Origin of the sequence: Lysinibacillus sp. CNPSo 3705, from assembly GCF_028674935.1 — a bacterium.
GTDB lineage: Bacteria > Bacillota > Bacilli > Bacillales_A > Planococcaceae > Lysinibacillus.
In genome coordinates this window covers 1-2,270 of the sequence record NZ_JAQZSD010000145.1, presented here as the reverse complement: position 1 = coordinate 2,270, position 2,270 = coordinate 1, and the positions used below count along the sequence as shown (strand labels likewise).

Here is a 2,270-nt window from a genome sequence, read left to right as displayed (position 1 = left end):
AATAATAAAACAAAAGCGATGAAACGGAATGCATATGGCTTTCGACGCTTCGATCACTTTCGAGCAAAAATCTTATTAAATTTAAAGTATAAAGATATCGGGGTTCATCTGGGTTAACGTGCTAAAAGATTACACTACCCCAACATTTGACTTAGAACCTATTTTTCTATATTATTCCATCTCAGAAGGTCTAAATGAGTATCATTTGTTGCTGTTGTTTCGCTTTCGCACAAATAAACAGTGCTTAGGTTAAATAACAAGTAAAAACTGAAAAGGGCCACCCCTTCGTCTAATAGGTTAGTTCTTTAGTTATTTCTAAAAATTATATTTATGTTAACTAGTTATGTACGAAAAATTGCTACAATTTTGGAGGGAAAATTTGTTTAAAAGAAAAATTTGGATTAGCATTTTATGTCTCGTGTTAACGGTCATGATCTTGACTTCATGGTCATTAAAAGAAAATGAAAATAAAGAAATTGAACCTAGAGAGAGCGTTTCACTAGAATTACCAAACTCCGCACAATTACATTTGGAAGCCAATGGTTTACTACTACAAAAAACCAAAAGTTCGAATACATCATATATTCGTTCAACGGATCAATCAACTGTCTATAATTTATTTGAAGATGGGGAAAACATGGGTTCCATTAAGGTCACTGTACGAGAAATCGATAATGGCGATTTCTTCATTTTCACTCAATTACAAAACAAAAGCAGCAAAGGTTATAGTGCCTCAATAACGTACCCTATCAGCGGAAATATAAATTATGATTTGACAGATTTCGAACGACAGGAAATTCATCATGAACACGATCATGTATACGGTGTAGACCCAACCACATACCCTATTGGCCTGTTAAAAGTAATGGAACACGAAAATTTAGTGACCAATATGATGATAAGCCGCAACTACATATCGAAAGAACTGATAACCAACTATGAGAACGGGGACAAGAGTGTGGTCCGGGAATTGACGAGTGAAAATAAGGACATGAAAATAATGAATGATGATAATGGCCTTACTGTAACTCTCCCACTGCAATCAGAGGGGAATGATTTATCTGAAAACTGGGTGTTAGTGTCACAAGAGCCTCTGTTTAAAAAAGAAGAAGCGCTCAATGAATGGATAAGTCAAAGTACTAAACAATACAAAGAAATGAACAAATGGTATACAGCAGAAGGGCCTTATACAAAACTCCCATGGTCGATCGAACCTGAAACAAAATTAGGATATGGGCGAAACCTAGTGAGGGTCCAAGATAAAAAAGCATTAAATTACTATGAAACCACACAGGAGCGATACTTCTACGATTTGCTATTAAATTCTGTTGCGAACTTATTTATATTTCAAGGAGATAAAAAAGGGTTATGGGAAACGGAGTATACAAGTACGTGGTTGAAAAAAGATTACGGAATCCAAGCTCCCTATACCGATACTAGGCATAACGAGAATGTCGCGCTATTTCTAAAAAAAACAGGGGACATGCTTGACATCAAAGAGCTCAAAACCTCGACCATCACTTATGCAGACTTTTTGGTCGATCAGACGAAAAACGGAAACGTAATCGAAGTGCCAAAAGGTGGTTACCTTGTGACCGATTATTATTCTCCCCAGCAGACAAAGAAGACACATACATCGTTAAATCATGCTTTAGGAGAAATGAATTTTTTACTAGAATCCTATCAACAAACAAAAGAAGAATCCTATTTAGACGTAGCCAGAAATATGAGATGGGGTATTGAAAACATCGGAGAAAAATGGTTGCGAGAGAACGGGGATGTGTGGTATCAAGTGAATGGTGATTTCACTTTTGAAGGAATTGATTATCCTCTCTTGACGTTAGGAGATTTACTGAAATCTCAACAGTTTTGGGAAGCTGTTGGAGAAGAACGAAGTGAAATATTTGATCAACTCATTCGCTCAAAAGCACAATATCTCGTGGAAAGTAAACAGGAAATTCTTCAATGGGTAGCGAACCTTCTCATCGACCAAGGATTTGGGGATATCATTGGAGGATACAATAATATTTCTAAGTTTTAATCAACTTCTTACTCGATATGGTTCAATACTATTAAGCAAAATCAAAATCAGCCTCGTTGTAGGAACAAATATAAAGAGCATGTTTTGAAAATATATTGATCAAAACATGCTCTTATCTCTTTCGAAGAAAGGTTCTATAATATTTGTTGGGGTATTCACACAATTCCATGCATAAAAAAAGCACAGATTCACCGATTTATATATACTTGAATTGTCGAGAAACAAGTAA

2 protein-coding genes are annotated in these 2,270 nt (G+C 35.6%); both read left to right on the top strand.

All coding sequences use genetic code 11. The features are described 5' to 3' along the window. A partial coding sequence (locus tag PVA17_RS24640) for a transposase (RefSeq protein WP_274069320.1) occupies positions 1-117 on the top strand: 117 nt, incomplete at its 5' end. Positions 118-379: 262 nt separating this feature from the next. Next, the gene (locus tag PVA17_RS24635; RefSeq protein WP_274069319.1) at positions 380-2,041 is read left to right on the top strand and encodes a hypothetical protein; all 1,662 of its coding nucleotides are present in this window, start codon (positions 380-382) and stop codon (positions 2,039-2,041) included. Positions 2,042-2,270: the final 229 nt, after the last annotated feature.